General features: G+C 38.7%; 12 protein-coding genes. 3 read left to right on the forward strand and 9 right to left on the reverse strand.

Annotated features, from left to right (window positions below; all coding sequences use genetic code 11):
• Positions 1-2: 2 nt before the first annotated feature.
• From ACSZOX_RS17190 to ACSZOX_RS17210, 5 genes are all read right to left on the reverse strand, one after another.
• The gene (locus ACSZOX_RS17190) at positions 3-1,913 is read right to left on the reverse strand and encodes an amidophosphoribosyltransferase (protein ID WP_437921386.1); all 1,911 of its coding nucleotides are present in this window, start codon (positions 1,911-1,913) and stop codon (positions 3-5) included.
• 142 nt (positions 1,914-2,055) lie between these two features.
• On the reverse strand, positions 2,056-4,014 hold the full coding sequence (locus tag ACSZOX_RS17195) for a tetratricopeptide repeat-containing sensor histidine kinase (RefSeq protein ID WP_437921387.1): 1,959 nt from the start codon (positions 4,012-4,014) through the stop codon (positions 2,056-2,058).
• A gap of 58 nt (positions 4,015-4,072) precedes the next feature.
• Complete coding sequence (locus tag ACSZOX_RS17200; protein WP_437921388.1) at positions 4,073-4,717, reverse strand: hypothetical protein; 645 nt, start codon at positions 4,715-4,717, stop codon at positions 4,073-4,075.
• Positions 4,718-4,960: 243 nt separating this feature from the next.
• Entirely contained in the window at positions 4,961-5,752 is a 792-nt protein-coding gene (locus ACSZOX_RS17205; protein ID WP_437921389.1) for a GLPGLI family protein, read from the reverse strand.
• Between the two features lie 11 nt (positions 5,753-5,763).
• A complete protein-coding gene (locus ACSZOX_RS17210; RefSeq protein ID WP_437921390.1) occupies positions 5,764-8,475 on the reverse strand; it encodes an outer membrane beta-barrel protein in 2,712 nt (903 codons plus the stop codon).
• A gap of 155 nt (positions 8,476-8,630) precedes the next feature.
• Between ACSZOX_RS17210 and ACSZOX_RS17215 the strand changes: the two genes are divergently transcribed.
• A complete protein-coding gene (locus ACSZOX_RS17215; protein ID WP_437921391.1) occupies positions 8,631-9,236 on the forward strand; it encodes a Crp/Fnr family transcriptional regulator in 606 nt (201 codons plus the stop codon).
• A gap of 61 nt (positions 9,237-9,297) precedes the next feature.
• On the forward strand, positions 9,298-10,098 hold the full coding sequence (locus ACSZOX_RS17220) for an SDR family NAD(P)-dependent oxidoreductase (RefSeq protein ID WP_437921392.1): 801 nt from the start codon (positions 9,298-9,300) through the stop codon (positions 10,096-10,098).
• Positions 10,099-10,199: 101 nt separating this feature from the next.
• On the opposite strand, the gene metA is transcribed toward ACSZOX_RS17220, so the two are convergent.
• The 4 genes from metA to ACSZOX_RS17240 form a co-directional block, all read right to left on the reverse strand.
• A complete protein-coding gene (metA, locus tag ACSZOX_RS17225) occupies positions 10,200-11,144 on the reverse strand; it encodes a homoserine O-acetyltransferase MetA (RefSeq protein ID WP_437921393.1) in 945 nt (314 codons plus the stop codon).
• Positions 11,145-11,324: 180 nt separating this feature from the next.
• A complete protein-coding gene (gene rocD / locus ACSZOX_RS17230) occupies positions 11,325-12,557 on the reverse strand; it encodes an ornithine--oxo-acid transaminase (RefSeq protein ID WP_437921394.1) in 1,233 nt (410 codons plus the stop codon).
• A gap of 129 nt (positions 12,558-12,686) precedes the next feature.
• Positions 12,687-13,592, reverse strand: coding sequence for a citrulline utilization hydrolase CtlX (gene ctlX / locus ACSZOX_RS17235; protein WP_437921396.1), 906 nt, complete (start codon positions 13,590-13,592; stop codon positions 12,687-12,689).
• 2 nt (positions 13,593-13,594) lie between these two features.
• Positions 13,595-15,040, reverse strand: coding sequence for an arginine deiminase family protein (locus ACSZOX_RS17240; protein ID WP_437921398.1), 1,446 nt, complete (start codon positions 15,038-15,040; stop codon positions 13,595-13,597).
• 254 nt (positions 15,041-15,294) lie between these two features.
• Between ACSZOX_RS17240 and ACSZOX_RS17245 the strand changes: the two genes are divergently transcribed.
• Positions 15,295-15,768, forward strand: a complete 474-nt coding sequence (locus ACSZOX_RS17245; protein ID WP_437921399.1) for an NUDIX hydrolase — start codon at positions 15,295-15,297, stop codon at positions 15,766-15,768.
• Positions 15,769-15,975 lie beyond the last annotated feature (207 nt).

The following is a 15,975-nucleotide window of genomic DNA, read 5'->3' on the forward strand; positions in this document are numbered from 1 at the left end:
ATTTAGTTGCTAAAATAGGCTCTTACATTTTTACCTTCCACCCAATTCATAAATGCTTTATTCACGACCTTATTTCCTCCTGGAGTTGGATAATCACCAGAGAAATACCAATCACCTAAATGATTCGGACAAGCTGCATGAAGATTATCTAACGTCTGATAAACCACTTCAAGCTCAGCTTTTAAACTATGAGGTCGTACGATACGGGCTATTTCCGCAGAAATCTCTTCATCTGTAAATGGCTCATAAATAGCCTTCACATAATTTTCAACTTCATCTTTCGGTTTTGTCACAGAAGCCAGACAACGCTGGTAAACTTCGTCAACGACGTGTGCCAAGCCCCTTTGTTTTAATAAGGAGATCGCAGCCTCGAATGCAACAAATTCGCCCATTCTAGACATATCAATACCATAACAATCTGGATAACGAATCTGAGGCGCAGAAGAAACAATAACAATTTTCTTCGGGTTCAGTCTATCCAAAATTGTTAATATACTCTGTTTCAACGTAGTTCCACGAACGATTGAATCATCTATAGCAACAATAGTATCTTCATGATCCTTCACAATACCATAGGTGGTATCGTACACATGCTGTACCATATCTGTACGATCCGCATCTTGCGTAATAAACGTACGAAGTTTTGCATCCTTCACATTTAACTTCTCAAAGCGAGGTGAAATGTTAATCATTTCTTCCAATTCCGCGTCGGAAATTTTGTCGGCTCTATTCAAAAGAACATCCTTTTGATACTTTCTTACGTAGGTATTGATCCCATCCATTACTCCGTAATACGACACTTCTGCTGTATTCGGGATAAAAGAGAACACCGTATTTTTAATATCGCTATTGACAGCTTTCAAAATCTGCGGACAAAGCAAACGACCTAGCTCTTTCCGTTCTTTATAAATATCGGCATCTGATCCTCTAGAAAAGTAAATTCGTTCAAAAGAACAAGATTTTTGTTCTACAGGTTGACGGAACATCTCTTGCGTAATCGTACCATCTTTCTTTGCAATCAACGCATGTCCTGGCTTAATCTCCTGAACAGAGTCTAATGGAACGTTAAAAGCCGTCTGGATTACCGGACGTTCAGAAGCTACGACCAAGACTTCGTCATCCTGGTAATAGAAAGCTGGGCGAATACCGGCTGGATCTCTCATTACAAATGCATCGCCGTGACCAAAAATTCCGGCTATAGTATATCCACCATCCCAAGTCTTTGCCGAGCGCGTCAAAATCTTAGGAACATCTAGATTTTTTGCTATAAGCGCACTAATCTCCACATTAGAATAGCCTTCTTTCTTAAATTGATCAAAAAGATCTTGATTTTCGTCATCTAAGAAATGGCCTATTTTTTCCAAAACAGTCACCGTATCTGCCTGTTCTTTTGGATGTTGCCCTAGTTCATAAAGCTGCTGCAAAAGTTCATCAACATTTGTCATGTTGAAGTTACCCGCAACGACTAAATTCCGCGTCATCCAGTTATTTTGGCGTAAAAAAGGATGACAGCTTTCAATACTGTTTTTCCCATGCGTACCATAGCGCAAATGTCCTAGAAGCACCTCACCTGTAAAGCTCACATGCTCTTTCAACCATTCCGTATCTTTAGATTCTACCGGATAGGCCTTGTTTACCGCCGCAAATTTTTTCTGAACATATTCAAAAATATCCGCAACAGCAGATGAGCCCATCGCACGGTAACGGGAAATATACCGGTTTCCAGGCTTTACATCGAACTTAATCGTTGCAATACCTGCTCCGTCCTGGCCTCTATTATGCTGTTTCTCCATAAGAAGATACAACTTATTGATCCCATAATAGGCCGTACCGTATTTTTCCTGATAATAAGATAGGGGTTTCAGTAATCGAACGAGTGCTATACCGCACTCATGTTTTATAGCGTCACTCATAGCTTGAATTGATGGAGGCAAATGTAAACATTATTTACAGAATACGAGGTAAGAAAAATACCGCACCGCATTTTTTATTACAAAGAAAAAACAATCATATCCTCTCGTAACCAACGAAAAGGGGGACCACCGAAAAAACGTATTAGCGTTTTGGAATACAGACAAAAAACACACTTCCAAATCCCAGCTTACTTTCCATCCGAATATACCATCCCATGCGATTAGCAAACTCGTGGCAAAGCATCAACCCTATCCCAGCTCCCTTTTCCTGCAACGTACCTAAGTAACTTTCTTGCATATCCTGCCGCTGAAGGCTAGCTAATTTCTTTTCGTCCATTCCTGCCCCCTCATCGGCGATCGCAATGATAATTTCTTTTTCTGACTCTTCGCTTGATACAGTGATATGCTTTCCAAGGAAACTAAATTTGATTGCGTTGCTCAAAATATTTCGCAATATAAATTCAAATCGCTTCATATCACCTAACACTGTCAATTGCGGAGAAATTAGATTCTCAATCGTTAATTTCTTTAGTAATAACCGACTTTCGAACAGCGAACGACAATCTTCTACAACAGTCGATACATGAATAACCGTCATTTCCAATGTTTCATTGCTCATTTGTTGGGACGACCACACAAGTAGTTCGTCGAGCATCTTAGAAGCCATCTCGACCTCTTGGCCAATGATTAGCAGGTTCTTTTTCACTTCTTCTGCGGGCAGATCCATGAGTTTGGAAATGGACAAAAGCACTTGAAAGTTCGCTATTGGCGCCCGTAAATCATGCGATACAACAGAAAATATACGAGAACGAAACCTATCGGCCTGTACAAGTTCCGTATGCTGTTGCCGAATTTGATCGGCCTGCTCTTCTATTTCGTCGCGAGCTTTCTCCACTTTACGCTTCTCTTCTCGAAGGAGTTGATTTTTCTTTCGCAGTAAAAAAAACATGAGTACAAAGGTCAGCAATAAGGTCGAGGTCCCCCCCCATAGTAGTTTTATACCATTAGATTCCCGTTCTATTGCTTGATTTTCCAACAATAGATTTTTATTCTCTAATTCTTTTTTCTCCGTATCATATTTTTCCCGCAGCTCCTCTCTAATTTTTACGCGAAGCGTCTCCGCATCCTCATCCAGTTGACGCTGAGCACTGTCTTTATCCGACAGAATCACGTTGGTATCCCCCTCTTTAACCGCTTTTGCTATCTTCTCAAAGTCTCCATTCAACTCTTCCGTCAGAAAAGAAAACTCCGGTTTCTTTCGGATGATACTTTTTATTCGTTCAACTTCTTGTTCCGCCTCTTTGAATTGCCCCCGTAGAACCATCACATTTGCACGATTTACACGGGCATAGCAGAGTGGAACCGGAAGATTATTTTTATCAGTATGGTCGATAGCGAGATCGGTATAATAGGCCGCTTTATTGACATCACCTTGTTTTATGTAGAGATTACCCAACAAGATTTGCGAATTGTAAATTTCTTCCTCTGGGAGATTCTTTTTATAAAAATCAATGGTTTTCAAAATATAAGATATCGCTGTCGCCACATCCTTCTGTTTTCCATCATTTAATCCCCGTTGTGCGAGAACATTCCCAATATTGGTTACAATATTAGCGTGATTTCTTACATCTTTAATTTCTTTTGCTATAACTAGTGATTTTTCATAGTAAATCAGAGCCTGCTCGGGATCATAACTCATGTTGAACACATTGCCTATATTCAGAAGAGAAAGCATCATCCCTTTTTTATCTCCTCTTTTCTCGCGCATTTTTAATACTTTAAAATGCGTAGCAATACTTTCGTTAAAATTCTGAAGTTTCGAATCAATAACCCCTAACAGATTCAGCAAATCTATTTTAACTTCCTCTATATCTTTCTCTTGTGCAAGTTCATACCCTTTTAACGCAATTTCTTTTGCTTCCTTAGGTGTGCTCCTGTAGATACTTGCCGCCGTCTTGTAATACGCAAGCACCTGTGTGGAATCATTTGAAGCATGGCTAAGTTCCTCCTTTAACTTATCCCAACCTGCATTTTGTGAAAAAGCCGCTATAACAGCAAATACAAAAGCCAAGCTTAACACGCATTTTTTGAAGTTAAACATCAATATATTAATATTAGTAGGTAGAGCGAACAAAGATAATAAATTGTTGGAGCAGTACTTAATAGAAAATAAACTGATCAATCAAGTACATAAGAATCTCTTCATCGTTGTGGTACCTGCGCATCAATTTTTCCCAGGAATTGGCACCAAACTGAAATCTATTACCTAAACTATCTTCATAAATCCACTTATTAAATATATCCTTTTTCAAAGAAGCGCTCATCTCACCATCGGTAAATTCCAGTCCACCATTTAAGTTTCGTTTTACAGATGTTTTCCTTCCGTCCACCTGCTCTTCGATATGATCGTGCCCAAAAATATCCGTTCCCTTTTCCAACTTGTAACCTCTATTATCTTCCACAATTAAACTTCCAAAAATATCAATAGCATACCTAGCTTGGTATCCTTCATCCCTCCGGTTTTCACGAATTAGCTCTTCCAGCAACCTTTGTTGACGCACCTTATCTCCCAGAATTCCAGCATACTCTTTGGCTAAATATTTATTTTCCAACGTCACTTTATTTTGTTTGCTATCAGAAAATACCAAATCGTTAAAAATATTTTTTTCCAGGGTCGCCGTATACTTACCATCTCTACTGGTATAATCCAAATTTCCAAAAATATCGGTTTCTATACGATTATGCTGTGCACATAGCATAACAACCTGAAAAATAGAGGCAAAAAAAAGTAACAGTCTTTTCATGAACAATCCGCTTAAAAACAAAAAATAAATAATGCTAAATATCACCATCTAAGAAAGCAAGTACCAACCTGCCTCTTATTATCTATTGGACAAGCGAAGGAATATCCGGTTTAACCAGCCTTAAAAAGATTTCATTAGCATACGAAGCGGAGACCTTTCTTGAAAAGAAAAAAAGTGTACAGACAGCACATCATAGGCTCCCTATACACTTTTCCAATATTTTATTCCATCTGTAGCTCCAACTTAGAGCAATGCCAATTTCATAATGTATTTTACCGTTTCTTTATTCAGCCATCCCGACAATGAAGAAGTAAACTGATCCACCATTTGTTGACGAGTCATTATCTTGTTTTTCTTGGCTTCGAAAATTTTCGTTTCAAAAACCTGAGGTGCACTACGTTCTACTTTCGATGCAAAATAAGACACATGTTGACTTGGTACAACCAGCCCCAAAATCATCCCCGGCAATCCACTAATAGATTCTGGTCCCCCACTTACAGGAAGTTCAGCGGTAAAATAGCCAATTACATAAGTAGAATCAGGCGTAAGTCCATTTGCCCGACGACAGGAGTAGCCAGCGATATCTCTATATTCATTTGTAATTCGCCACTTTATCTGCTTCACCGTGTCTTGGATCAACACCCTTTCCCCCACAAGATCATTAAATCGCTTATATTCTCTGGTTTTTAAATTAGAGAGCGTTACTGCATCAAAGTCCAATGCAAACATCATGATAAGTTGCTGTGTTTGGGGGTCCAACTCTTGCTTTACAGGCTCAAAAAGCGTTTCTCCATCTTTAAATTTTAATACTTTCTTCAAAACTACTTGTTGAGGAATTGATGGCAACATACTTTCAAATTGACCTCGAGACCGCTCATCCGCCTTATCAATAAATTGCTTTGTAACGATATTTTTCATATACATCGTCTTATCATAGGTAATGGTTCCCGATTTTGAAAACAAGGTGTACTGTGCTTTTAGTCCTGACGAACATATCAAGAGACAGAGTATAGCGATATATTTAACTATTTTCATTTGCATAGATCTTAAATAAACATTTTAGCAAAATCCCAAGAGATTTTGAGCATATAATAGCGACGAATAGTGTCAAAACGACGTTGTGTAAATACCGAATTCACTGCAGAACGACTGAATCCTTTGTTCTGGTTCAACACGTCATTAATCATGAAATCCACAACCAATGATTCATTTTTTAGGAACTTCTTGCTTATACCAGGATGTACCAAAAACTGTTCAAATTTCTGATTAAACGCTTCCGTAGGAGCCTCGTAAGTATAATTATAATTCGCATATACCTTCAACGTTTTGGAGAAGAAATACTCTATATTTCCATTAGAGCCAAATACAAAACCATTACTATTGATGTCTTTTTGCAAGCTTGAATTCATCACACGGTATTGAGGACTAAAATTGACATTAAAATTCAATCCGGTCTTGGTATCGCGTACCACATTGTATGTAAAATTGTAGTTCGTCGTATTTACATTATTCAATTCGCCATTGAAATAATTATAACCTTGATTCAGGGATAATGAAAACTGCGGAGAATTACCAAGTCCCAAATCCTTATCAATTTTAAAATAATTCCCTGCCCATATACTTGCATTTGTATTTGTTTTTCCTTCGATATTGCTCCATTCGTAATAATTTACCCCATCGGCAATTCGAATATTCTGCGTTATCGGATCCTTTTGGAAAACGAAGTTTCCACCAATATAAAAATAACTTCCTGTAAGCAGTTTGAAGGTATTATACCCTAAATTAAATGAATTGTTAAAAGAGGGCTGTAGATCCTCATTTCCTACGTATTGATTAAGCAAGTCCGAGTTATCTAAAATCGGTTGAATCTGATTCAAGGAAGGCAACTGATTCTTTCCATTATAGTTAAACCACAACACCTTAGCCTTAGTAAATGAGTAATGTCCGCCAATTGAAGGATTATAAGTCAGAAAGCTTCGCGACAGACGATCATTTGAGCGATTATTATACTGATTTAGTTCGTCGTTGTTTAGGCTATTACTGAAATTCACACGGAACTTATCGGTATTATAATTTAAGGCCAACTTGTAGTTTGTACTCAATCGATCAAAATCATAATTGTTACTGAAACGAAGATCCAATTCATCGTATTCCCCTTCTGCGGACTTATTAAAGGATTCAACTAAAGAGGCATTTTTGTTGCGTTCTATACCCGCCCCAAACGACAAGTTAAGCGCCTTGGTCAACGGTTCTGTATACGTTAAAGACGCACGTTGATTTTCCGTTGTTTGGAGACGGTTTTTTAATTGATCGGTGGGAGAAATTCCTCCCATACTATCCAATAGCTCAGATTTTAAGGATCCTCCGCCTTTATTTTCATCACGGCTTACTTGTCCGTTAAAGGTAATCGATCGGCCTTTTTTCAGAAACTTATGCGTATATAGTGCATTAAGCGTATAAGATGTCAACGTAGAGGAATTGATTTCATCACTGTTATTACGCAATACAGAATCCAGATTGGTATTCAACTGGTAAGATTTCACACGGTTGTTGGTCCACAGATTCTTTTTCGTTGCATTTCCGGCTATTGTAAGCACATTTAATGAATCAGGACTCAGATCGTACTTCAAATTGATTCGATGTTGATCGTTCTCTGTACGCACATTTTTCAATGTACCGTTATTGATGATACCACTACTCACCGTTTCATCTTGACCATCGCTGTTTAATTTTCCGTACTTATAATTTATATTTACCTTGTGTTTGTCTTTATCAAATTTATCCGAAAACGTAACACCGGTGTTTATCGCCCTTGGAATACCAATCACACCTTGTCCAGAAAAAGGGTCTTCCACATTCGTAAACCAAGTGCTACCATCGTCGCCATAGCTTACACCGCTATCTCCTCCAAATCTTTCTGCATCTTCTCGTCCTAAACTCGTGGTTGCATTATTGCCAAATAAACCGTAAGCAGAAATCTTTTGACTTCCCTTAAATTTATTGAGCATGACTTGGCCCATATAATAATCGTTTGTTCCTCCGCCCAACAACGCTTTACCAAACATTCCATTCTTTGCGTCCTCTTTTAACTTCACATTGATAGTTTGTTCGCGTTGTCCATCATCTACCCCCGTTCGTTCCGCCTGCTCAGATTTCTTCTCATACACTTGCACTTTATCAACCATATCAGACCTAATATTCCGTGTTACTAGCGTTGGATCGTCACCAAAAAACTCTTCTCCATCCACCAACACTTTCTTTACCGTTTTACCCTGTGCGGTAATATTTCCCGATGCATCCACTGTAATTCCTGGCAGGACTTTCAGCAAGTCCTCTACCTTCGCATTCTTTTCCACCTTAAAGCTTCCAGCATCATATTCCGTCGTATCGCCATTAATCTTAATTGGAATACGTCCTGTTACCACAACTTCTTCTAAAATTTGAGCCGCACTCGTCAGAGCTACAGACAAATTATCATAGTCCAAGGCTGGATCAATAGTTGTAAAGAACTCACCATACTTCGGATAGGTAGCAATTAACAAGTAAAGCCCTGTATCGGGTTTGTTCAACGAAAAAAAACCATCTTCGTTTGTATAACTAAAATCCGTCAACATAGAATCCTTCGCCGTAATCAACATCAACGTGGCATTGGTCAACCTCATGTTATCTTTAATATCAGTCACATGGCCTTCAATCTTTTTTTGGGCATAGCCACTCGTTGATAACACACAAAAAAAGAAGAACAAAAATCTCTTCATAAGAAAATAGGTAATCTTGATAAATTTCACAATAACCAATCAGTCGTCAAAAAACACAAAATGTTACAGCCAATTTGAAAATTATTTTCCAATATTATAGAAAACTACCTCGAAATTAATAGCCTATATTTAGGGAAAAGGCTTTATTTTTGAGTATGTCGAATAATAAACTTGCAGCAACACCAAATAAGTACGAGCAGTTGACTAAGGTCATTTCGAACTATATCACATTAGATGATCGAGACATTCTACAAATAAAAGAAAACTTTGAACCTATTTTTTTAAAGAAGAATAGTCTTTTAGAATCCGAAAACAAAAAGACAATCTATCTTTATTTTATTTCCACAGGCTACGTACGTGTTTACTTAGTCGACGACGGAGAAGAACGCACAACACAAATTAATTGTCCATCTCGTTTTATCACCTCATTTCAAAGCTTCATTAACGGAACAAAGGCTAACGATAATGTACAAACGGTTACCGATTGTGAACTGTTAAGGATCAGCAAAAGCCAATTAGAAAACCTCAACGAAAAAATTAAGGATTGGTCTATCTTTGCCGAACGTATCTACGAACAAGCACTTATCTTTAATGAAGAACGGACGCGAAATATGATCGTGCATACAGCAGAGGAGCGCTACCTCGCCCTTCTTCATCAATACCCCGATATTATCCAAAATGTACCGCTTCAGTATATAGCTTCCTATATCGGCATAAAGCCAGAAAGTCTAAGTAGAATCCGGAAACAGCTGTTTTCCTAACAAATGTTAAGTGCACAAAGGACCTGGGATTATCATCTTTGTTGAAACAAAAAATAACAAAATGAAAAAAATCCCTTTTCAAACCGCGCTCATTACTGGCGCATCATCTGGCATTGGCAAAGCTTTCGCCTATCAGTTAGCAAGTCGGTCTGTTGATCTCGTACTAACGGCACGATCAGAAGATAAATTGCGATCCATTTGCGAAGACATTAAAAGCAAATATGCTGTAAAAGTATCCTATATAGTTGCTGATCTCTCCCTTTCACAGAGTAGCGGTCAGATCATTAAAAGTATAAGGGATAAAAAGATAGAAATTGATCTTCTTATTAACAATGCGGGAGTAGGCAAATGGAGTAATTTTTTAGAACAAGAGCCAGATACTTATGCGAGAATGATACAACTCAACGTACAGTCATTGGTCGATCTGACCCATCAGATTCTACCTGGTATGCTTGCAAATAAAAAAGGAGGAATTATTAATATTGCGTCAACAGGAGCATTACAACCTTGTCCCTATATCGCCGTTTATTGTGCAAGTAAAGCCTTTGTCCTTTCTTTTTCCGAAGCTTTACACGGCGAATACTCCAACAAAGGAATTTCTATCACGGCCATTTGCCCTGGAAATACACGTACAGATTTTCAAACCAACGCTTCTGCTAATACAGAAGGTATGACATTCGAGAGCCCCGATGAAGTTGCAAAACAAGCGCTGAAGGCACTTTTAAAAAACAAAAACAACAAAATTATTGGTTGCGCTAATTACATACAGTCTTTTATTCCCCGGCTACTTCCGCGAAAAATGGTCATTGGTATCGTAAAAAAAATGATGTACAGTCGTGTCAATGGCAACATGGTATCTTAAAACATAACCAGTGCCTGAAACTTATTTCAGGCACTGGTTTATACGTAGTGCGTATTTTTTCTGTAGAGCTATTAAGACCTGCAGACCTATTCTATTGTCTATTAGCCATTAATCTTGATTTCCCCAAGCAAAGGAACCTCGTTCAAATCAAAAGGTGTTTCTTGGTAGACGAAATAGTTCAACCAGTTGTTGAACAAAAGATTGGCATGACCAGTCCATCTTACGACAGGTCCATTCTCAGGCTTATCTCCAGCATAGTAATTCTCTGGAATATCGACTTCCAACCCCTTTTCTGTATCTCTTGTATATTCATCATGCAGCGTCAAAGGAGCATACTCAGAGTGTCCCGTGAGATAAAACTCTCTTCCTCCGCGAGAAGAAAGAATTGCAACACCTGCATCATCTGATTCAGATAGAATTGTAATGTCTTTTTTATTTTCAAGATCACTTTTCAAAATAGTCGTGTGCCGACTATGGGGAATAAAGAATTCATCATCGAAACCTCTAAACAAAGGATTGACCTTTTCAGTTGCAGTATGTTTAAATACACCGAACAACTTCTCATTCAATGGCACTTTCTCGACACCATAGAAATGATATAGTGCTGCCTGGGAAGCCCAACAAATATAGAGCGTAGAGGTAACATGTATCTTTGCCCAATCAAAAATTTTGGTAATTTCTTCCCAATAGGAAACCTCCTCAAATTTCATCATTTCTACAGGCGCTCCTGTGATAATCATACCATCGTAGAAATTCCCCTGAATCTCGCTGAAACCTTTATAGAACATCTCTAAATGTTCTTGTGATGTATTTTTAGGTGTATGTGTATCTAAGCGTAGGAAATCTATTTCCACCTGTAAAGGTGTGTTTGACAGCAATCTCACAAAATCAGTTTCCGTCGAAATCTTTAAGGGCATAAGGTTTAAGATAAGCATGCGCATCGCACGGATATCCTGTGCATTCGCCCTCAGATCACTCATCACAAATATATTTTCCTTTTTTAACAGCTCAATTGCTGGCAAATTATTCGGTATTTTGACTGGCATTTGCTCTTCTCTCTTAGTTGATTAACACAAATTTAAAAAGAATATGGCGAAGTTCTAACACAAAAGCATTTTATAACATCCGTAGACTATCGATTTTTTACATAAAAAAGAGATAAGCAGCCTTTGCCCATCTATCCCAGGCGAGTTTACCAGTCTCAATTATGCCGCATTATCGATCGATTACAACACAGCTAAACTGTCCTTAATAATTGCTAATGCTTCCGTAAGTTGCTCTTTGCTGATCACCAAAGGTGGTGCGAAGCGAATCTTATCACCATGAGTTGGCTTTGCTAAAAGTCCTTTCTTCATCAGTTCTACACACAAAAGATATGCTGCTTCCGCATTAGGATGTTTGACCACAATGGCGTTCAACAACCCTTTCCCGCGTACTTCTTGTATAGCAGGATGTGCAATTTTTCTCAGCTCATCACGAAAATATTCCCCCAATTCGGCGGCTTTATCCGCTAATCCTTCGTCTTTTAAAACAGATAATGATGCAATAGCAACAGCACATGCCAATGGATTTCCGCCGTAAGTAGATCCGTGTTCACCTGGCTGAATTGTTAACATAATATCGTCATCGGCTAACACGGCCGAGATAGGAAGCACTCCTCCACTTAGCGCTTTACCTAAAATCAAGATATCAGGACGTACATTTTCGTGGTCGCAGGCTAACATTTTCCCCGTTCTTGCCAAACCCGTTTGAATTTCATCTCCGATGAATAAGACATTATTCTCTCTGCACAAGCGATAAGCTTCAGCAAGGTACCCCTCATCAGGAACAAAAACGCCAGCTTCACCTTGAATAGGTTCAACCAGAAATGCCACGACATCATCATCTTGTAGTGCAGCCTTCAATGCATCTAAATTGTTGTAGGGAATGCTGATATACCCCGGTACAAAAGGTCCAAACCCATCCCTAGCAGTAGCATCCGTGCTGAACGAAATGACATTAACAGTACGACCATGGAAATTACCTTCAACGGTAACGATTTTCGCACGCCCTTCTGCAACACCTTTAACCCCATATCCCCATTTTCGGGCCAGTTTTATTGCAGTCTCCACGGCTTCAACACCGGTATTCATAGGCAAAACCTTATCATATCCAAAATAACGGGTAATATATGCGGTGTAATCTGCCATCTTATCACTATGGAATGCACGTGATGTTAAAGTCAGCTGTTGTGATTGTTCCACAAGTGCAGCTATAATCTTGGGATGACAATGACCTTGATTCACTGCCGAATAGCCCGACAAGAAATCAAAGTATTTTTTTCCTTCCACATCCCAGACAAATGGACCTTCACCTTTTTTTAACACTACAGGAAGCGGATGATAATTATGTGCTCCGTATTTCTCTTCGATTTCGATCAGTTTCGCAGATTCTACAGGAATCGTATAGTCTATTTTCATTTATGTATATTATTTATTTCAATTAAGTTTATACCAAAAGGACACAATTCGCTGTATCCGCCTCACAAGTAAAGTTAACTGCCAAATATCGTAGAAGATCAGGCTGTTTTCCCATATCACATCATTAAACTAGAAATTACTTTGCAAAAAAACTTCGGCCATCATACAACGGGCGCTGCCTCCTCCATTTCTCTCGATAGTAGCCAAATCGCTATGAATAATCGGATTACGACCTTTCAGAAGTTGTTTCTGTACTTCGTCCAATGTTTCCCATGCCTGTGTAGACATAATTAAATAAGGAATCCCCCTACTATTTCGCACCTGCAGCATATTTCCCGCAAAATGATCCATTTGTTCATGAGTTATTGCAATTATATCCTTTCCAGATTCCTCAATTTTTGTTTTTATCCCCTCACGTTCATCTTCCGGTATACTGTCTAAATTAATCACGGCATAACTATCTGCGATACACATCATCACATTTGTATGGTATATTGCTGCTCCATTTTTATCGTAGGCGTGGAAAACCACAGCTTGATATCCTAACAAATCACATACCTCCGTAAACAATCCCGCATCTGTCCTTGGAGACAAACAGGCGTAAGCTATTTTCCTATCTCGGTCCAGTACAAAACTCCCCGTTCCTTCCAGAAAAATCCCCTGTTGCTCGTAAGCGCTCAAATCAAGTAGTTCATTCACCTTAAATTTTTCGTAGACAGTCGATAACACCGTTTCTTTTCTTTCCAAACGTCTATTTTCCGCATACATAGGATACAGTACAACCTTTCCATCTTCGTGAAACGATATCCAATTATTCGGAAACAAACTATCTGGTGTATGCGGTTCTTCCGTATCCTCGATCACCAACACATCTATATCAGCGCATTTAAGTTTATCCACAAAGTTGTCAAACTCCTCAATGGCCTTCGTTTTTACCTGCACTATATTCTCATCCTGTTGCTGAAAAGCATTGTTTACAGCTGTTTGGGCATTAAATCCAAAAGCTACAGGTCGTATCATCAATAAACTTGTCATAACTAATCTCTCAATAAAGGCATACTCATACAATGAAACCCTCCACGTGCACGCGACAATTCCGCCGACGGCATCAAAATCAATGTACGTTCAATAGCGTCGGTAATCAGTGTTCCTTCTTCAAGTCCATCAATTAGTTCTTGTGCTTTGATTATAGCGAACCCAGCTTGACGAAAAGCTTCAACGGTCATATCATTACGATCATAACCTAGAACGACACCATCTTTTAATGCCAATAAATTACAACTATCCGTCCACTGCTCCCGAGCATCATAAGGAAATATCGCATTTCCAGACAGTATGATTTTAACATCTTCCTTTTTTTGATCGAGATCAAGCACACTGATATCTATTAGAAGTTCTTCCAATGAAGTAAAAGTTCGAGGCTTATCCTCGTTTCCTTTCTCAAATTGGGTAATACGAAGCTGATCTGCCACATGCGATCGCAAGTCCAATGTACGATCCACCGCATCCAACTCACGTCCCTTTATTCGTGCGGTGCAAAAGTCCCCTAGCATGACCCAAACCTCTTTGGCCACTTGTGTGAAAACCGTATCAATATGCATGTAATCCCTCTTACTCGGTATTTGAACAACAGTGACTTTACGAACCACATTCCGTTCGAAGAGCAACTTTGTTACTTGTGCTGCAGCCTCCTTACTCGTACGTTCACTTACTCCCACCAATACGTGATCAGCAGAGACTACCATTACATCTCCACCTTCGAGCGTCACACGTCCGCCCAATTCATCCGACGATCGCAAAAATTGGTGCGGCGATTCCGTGAGTTCGAGCACGTTATCACGGTAATGGATAAATAAAGGATGGTGAAAAAAGATATATTTAGCAAGCAATGCTTCACGTTTTCGAGCTTCTTTCATCGGCTTGTTTAGTAAAATAAAATCATTGATCACAATACCGATATCGCGCGTAAAAATAAAATTTGGGATCGGCGCAAAAATAAGCTGATCATTTTGTAGCGCTCCTGTAAAGAATAACCTTGCTAAATCGGCTGCGGAATAAGCCAACATCTCCTGTTGTAACTCAAATGTGCATGCTTCGATGGCACAAACAGAAGAAACCAATTGTTGTTTTATACTTTCATTCTGAAGCACATCAATCAACAATTCTTGAAGCTCTACCACCCGATCGGAACTAAAAAATTCGGCCATCCCTGGTTTATAAAACCTGCGGTCCTCATGTTCCGAATCAATCTGTGCAAGCCTACCCTTAATTTTATCCGGATCGAGGAAATAAAGTAAGATCTTCGTGTAGAGATCGTATTCATTTTTTCGGATAGTATCCAAGTGTACAATATCTTCAAATAACCAGTCTTGAGCTTTTGAGGGTACCACTTTTCCCAATCCGCTATCTGGGCTATGCACCAATACTCTGCGTAATCGACCTGTTTCGGAGCTGACAAAAACAGCCTTGTTTTGATTTATCATAAAAAGCTTACTTTTAACAAAAATGGTCAATACCAAACAATAAACAAAAAGATATAATAATTTCGAAAAAACGAACGAATTTTAATTTAAAAAACGAAAAAAATTCGGCAACAGCAAAACAAATCTTTTTAATCTAGAATTTACATTTTTCTATCTGCCCTATTCTCTTACTTAAGTTTGCATTAACTTTTTCATTTTTCTTTTGTTAGGTTTGCTATAACAGCTATCATTTTGCAAAAAAATCCGACATCCTGATGAAAGCGAGCGCAGGCATTCTGCTCTACAAACAAAAAAAAGGGCATTTTTATTACTTTCTAGTCCATCCTGGTGGTCCTTTTTGGCGAAACAAAGATTTCGGCGCATGGTCTATACCTAAGGGAGAAATTGAGGGTAATGAAGTCGCGTTAGACCGGGCCATTGCAGAATTCAAAGAAGAAACAGGACAATCAATTCAAGGAAACTTTAGCGCATTATCACCTATCCGCCAAAAATCCGGAAAAACAGTGTATGCCTGGGCTGTTGAAGGCGATCTTGATAACACCGAATTATTTAGTAATTCTTTTGATTTAGAATGGCCACCAAAATCCGGCAAAATAATACAAATACCTGAGGTAGATCGTTGGGAATGGTTTCCCTCTGACGAAGCGAAAAAGAAGGTGAACCCAGCACAGATTGCATTCATCAATGAAGTAGAACAGACATACTCTTCTAGATCAGAAACGAAGTAAACTTATATTTTGGCAAAAAAAGATTAACAATCGATTAACACTATATTAATGAATGAATAACAACAGGTTATTACCTTCGCGACCATGTTGCCTATCATTCTAATCATCATAAGCCTAGCTGGGCTACTTGCACTTTTTCGCATGGATTCGGTTAAAAAAGCCATACTTTTTTAGTACTCATTTTTTGTGCACATATTTTTGTCTACT

This window comes from Sphingobacterium sp. LRF_L2, assembly GCF_965644235.1.
Taxonomy (GTDB): Bacteria; Bacteroidota; Bacteroidia; order Sphingobacteriales; family Sphingobacteriaceae; genus Sphingobacterium.

Excerpts from the sequence above, each read along its gene's own strand:
- ACSZOX_RS17245 (WP_437921399.1), top strand. The coding sequence starts at position 15,295 with ATGAAAGCGAGCGCAGGCATTCTGCTCTACAAACAAAAAAAAGGGCAT.
- ACSZOX_RS17190 (WP_437921386.1), bottom strand. The coding sequence starts at position 1,913 with ATGAGTGACGCTATAAAACATGAGTGCGGTATAGCACTCGTTCGATTA.
- ACSZOX_RS17200 (WP_437921388.1), bottom strand. The coding sequence starts at position 4,717 with ATGAAAAGACTGTTACTTTTTTTTGCCTCTATTTTTCAGGTTGTTATG.
- ACSZOX_RS17240 (WP_437921398.1), bottom strand. The coding sequence starts at position 15,040 with ATGATAAATCAAAACAAGGCTGTTTTTGTCAGCTCCGAAACAGGTCGA.
- ACSZOX_RS17205 (WP_437921389.1), bottom strand. The coding sequence starts at position 5,752 with ATGAAAATAGTTAAATATATCGCTATACTCTGTCTCTTGATATGTTCG.
- rocD (WP_437921394.1), bottom strand. The coding sequence starts at position 12,557 with ATGAAAATAGACTATACGATTCCTGTAGAATCTGCGAAACTGATCGAA.
- ACSZOX_RS17220 (WP_437921392.1), top strand. The coding sequence starts at position 9,298 with ATGAAAAAAATCCCTTTTCAAACCGCGCTCATTACTGGCGCATCATCT.
- ctlX (WP_437921396.1), bottom strand. The coding sequence starts at position 13,592 with ATGACAAGTTTATTGATGATACGACCTGTAGCTTTTGGATTTAATGCC.
- ACSZOX_RS17215 (WP_437921391.1), top strand. The coding sequence starts at position 8,631 with ATGTCGAATAATAAACTTGCAGCAACACCAAATAAGTACGAGCAGTTG.
- ACSZOX_RS17210 (WP_437921390.1), bottom strand. The coding sequence starts at position 8,475 with ATGAAGAGATTTTTGTTCTTCTTTTTTTGTGTGTTATCAACGAGTGGC.
- metA (WP_437921393.1), bottom strand. The coding sequence starts at position 11,144 with ATGCCAGTCAAAATACCGAATAATTTGCCAGCAATTGAGCTGTTAAAA.
- ACSZOX_RS17195 (WP_437921387.1), bottom strand. The coding sequence starts at position 4,014 with ATGTTTAACTTCAAAAAATGCGTGTTAAGCTTGGCTTTTGTATTTGCT.